This is a genomic window from Billgrantia ethanolica, assembly GCF_021404305.1.
Taxonomy (GTDB): Bacteria; Pseudomonadota; Gammaproteobacteria; order Pseudomonadales; family Halomonadaceae; genus Halomonas; species Halomonas ethanolica.
Window position 1 is genome coordinate 1 of sequence record NZ_JABFTX010000010.1, and the last position, 2,490, is coordinate 2,490.

Annotated in this window: 4 protein-coding genes; 1 reads left to right on the top strand and 3 read right to left on the bottom strand. The window is 63.5% G+C overall.

The features are described 5' to 3' along the window. On the top strand, window positions 1-180 hold a 180-nt coding region (locus tag HOP53_RS21255; protein ID WP_234271860.1), incomplete at its 5' end, for a hypothetical protein. Between the two features lie 21 nt (window positions 181-201). Here HOP53_RS21255 and HOP53_RS21260 read toward each other — a convergent pair. The 3 genes from HOP53_RS21260 to istA all read right to left on the bottom strand — a co-directional run bounded on the left by HOP53_RS21260 (window position 202) and on the right by istA (window position 2,319). Continuing rightward, window positions 202-459 (bottom strand): hypothetical protein, encoded by a 258-nt coding sequence (locus tag HOP53_RS21260; RefSeq protein ID WP_234261665.1) that lies wholly within the window; start codon window positions 457-459, stop codon window positions 202-204. A gap of 70 nt (window positions 460-529) precedes the next feature. Continuing rightward, a complete protein-coding gene (gene istB, locus HOP53_RS21265) occupies window positions 530-1,303 on the bottom strand; it encodes an IS21-like element helper ATPase IstB (RefSeq protein ID WP_234261906.1) in 774 nt (257 codons plus the stop codon). After that, window positions 1,300-2,319, bottom strand: coding sequence for an IS21 family transposase (gene istA, locus HOP53_RS21270; protein ID WP_234261905.1), 1,020 nt, complete (start codon window positions 2,317-2,319; stop codon window positions 1,300-1,302). The genes istB and istA overlap by 4 nt, the downstream gene beginning before the upstream one ends. Window positions 2,320-2,490 lie beyond the last annotated feature (171 nt).

Here is a 2,490-nt window from a genome sequence, read left to right on the forward strand (position 1 = left end):
CACCGCGTGCTCGAGCTACTGATCGCGGCTACCGTGTTCGCCGGCAGATGCAAGGGCAAGCGCAAGCGCTTCCTCGAGGAGCTGTTCGAGGCCTGCAACATAGCTTACCCCCATGAGAAGGTTCGCACTTGGCGCCGCCAGTTCATGAACGGCCAAACCTTTGGCAGCGCCAGCGCCTGAACCGACCGTGAGTGAGCGCCGTCAGCCGACCAGCCCCGAACCAGGCGCCAGCGCCAGCACCGGCAGGGAATCCTGGCCACGCTGGGGTCGCGCTTCCGGCTCCGGCAGCCGGAAGGCCGCAACGGCTGCCAGCATTTCCTCGGCATGGGCTTCGAGCTCGCGGGCCGAATCGGCATTTTTCTGTATGAAGGCCACGTTCTGCTGTGTGACGCGATCCATTTCCGTCACTGCGGCGCCCACTTCACGCACACCTTCGCTCTGCTCGCTGCTAGCTGTCAACGCCGACTGAAAAGTGACCCCCTTTGGGCGTAGAACGCCGAAATAAAAGTGACCCCCTAGGCCCGCTGGGTTATTTCATGGTTGTTGAAGGTGTGCCGGCCTTGCGCTTGTCCTTGAGCCGATAGCTCTCGCCGCTGATCTGCACGATGTGGGCATGGTGCAGCAGTCGGTCGAGCATGGCGGCGGTGAGAGTCTGATCGTCGGCGAAGGCGCCGGCCCATTGGGTGAACGGCAAATTGCTGGTCAGGATCATGCTGCCGCGCTCGTAGCGCTTGGCGACGACGTTGAAGAACAGATTCGCCTCCTCGCGCCCGAACGGCAGGTAGCCGATCTCGTCGATCACCAGCAGCTTCGGTCCCATGACGACGCGGTTGAAATACTGCTTGAGCCGTTCCTGGCGCTGGGCGGCACGCAGTTGCAGCATCAGGTCGGCGGCGGTGACGAAGCGGGTCTTGATACCGCTCATCACTGCCCGGTAGGCCAGTGCTGTGGCCAAATGCGTCTTGCCGACACCACTGGGACCGAGTAACACGATGTTCTCGGTACGTTCGAGAAAGGTCAGTGTGGCCAGTTCCTGAAGCTGCGTGCGCGGTGCTCCCGAGGCGAAGGCGAAATCGTATTGCTCCAGCGTCTTCACCGCCGGCAGGGTCGCCATCTTCAGCAACGTCTGGCGGCTGCGTTCTGCACGGGCCTCGTGCTCCGCCCCCAGCAGGTGTTCAAGGAAGTCGGCGAAACTCGCCTCATCGGTCGCCGCCTGCTGGGCCTGATGCGACCAGTCCGTGCCGATACGCTCAAGCTTGAGCCGTTGGCACAACTCCTGGATACGTGCGTGCTGGAGATTCATACCTGTCCCTCCAGCAGCTGATCATAAACCGACAGCGGGTGCTGCAAGCTCTCGTGAGGTAGCGCGCGCCCTGGCCGCAGGCTCGGCGCCGAGGTGGCGCTCTGCTGCCGGACCGGCAACGGGAGCAACTCCAGCCGCTCCTTGGCCAAGCGCACCGCCGGCTTGACCTGGGTGGTGCCGTGGATGCGCTGGTGGGCCACCTCCTCGATCCAACGTCCGATATGAGCATTGGCCGTGGTGACGTCGAGCATGAGGCCGGCGCTCTTCAGTGTCGCCGCCAGCGGTGTCACGAAGCTGCCCTTGAGGTAGCCGTTGAAGCGCTCGACTTTGCCTTTGGTCTTGGCCCGGTAGGGGCGACAGACTCGGGGCCGAAAGCCATAAATATCCGCCAGATCGGCCAGGGCTGGATGCCAGCGGTGCTGGCCGTCGCCAAATGCATCCCGCTCGGAGATGATTGCGCCGGCGTTGTCGAATAGCGCCTCCTGTGGCACGCCCCCGAAATAGTCAAAGGCCGCCTCGAGCCCGGCAAGCCACGCCGCGCTGTCCTCTCGTTCGGAAAAGCGCACGAAAGTGGCCCGGCTGTAGCCGAGGGTGGCGACGAAGGCCTTGAGCGGCGAGCGGCCGCGGCGGATGGTGGTGAAATCCACCTGCACCTGCTTGCCTGGCGGCGTCTCGAAGCGGATCAGCGGCTCTTCGGTCCGGCGTTTGAACGGCGCCAGATAGCTCTTGAGCTGGCTGATGCCGCCGGGATAACCCAGGGCCTGGATCTCGCGCAGCAACACCGTTGCCGGAATCCAGTGTGGGCGCGCCGCCTCGATCCGCTCCTGGAGGTAGGCCTTGTACGGATCGAGCTTGGTAGGCTGCGGGTGGCGCGGCGTGTAGCGCGGTGACTCGCCATTTCGCAGATACTTGCGCACTGTGTTGCGCGACAGTCCCAGTTCCCGTGCGATCGCCTTTATGCTCCGGCCCTGACGGGCCAACACTCTGATTTCCACTGACTGCTCCTGGATCAACATCGCGGCGGCTCAAAAGCCACCATCTTCGCCCAAGGGGGTCAGATTTACCTCGGCGTCAGGGGGTCAGTTTTACATCGGCGGTGACAGATGGCCTGTGTACATACCCAAGGCTGCCAAACATAGGATGGCAGTAGCCAGAAGGGCCAGGGCAGCTGTCAGGCCCGTCTTGAC

What these genes read in the sequence shown, in the direction of transcription:
- istA (WP_234261905.1), bottom strand. Translation starts at nt 2,319, where the DNA reads ATGTTGATCCAGGAGCAGTCAGTGGAAATCAGAGTGTTGGCCCGTCAG.
- istB (WP_234261906.1), bottom strand. Translation starts at nt 1,303, where the DNA reads ATGAATCTCCAGCACGCACGTATCCAGGAGTTGTGCCAACGGCTCAAG.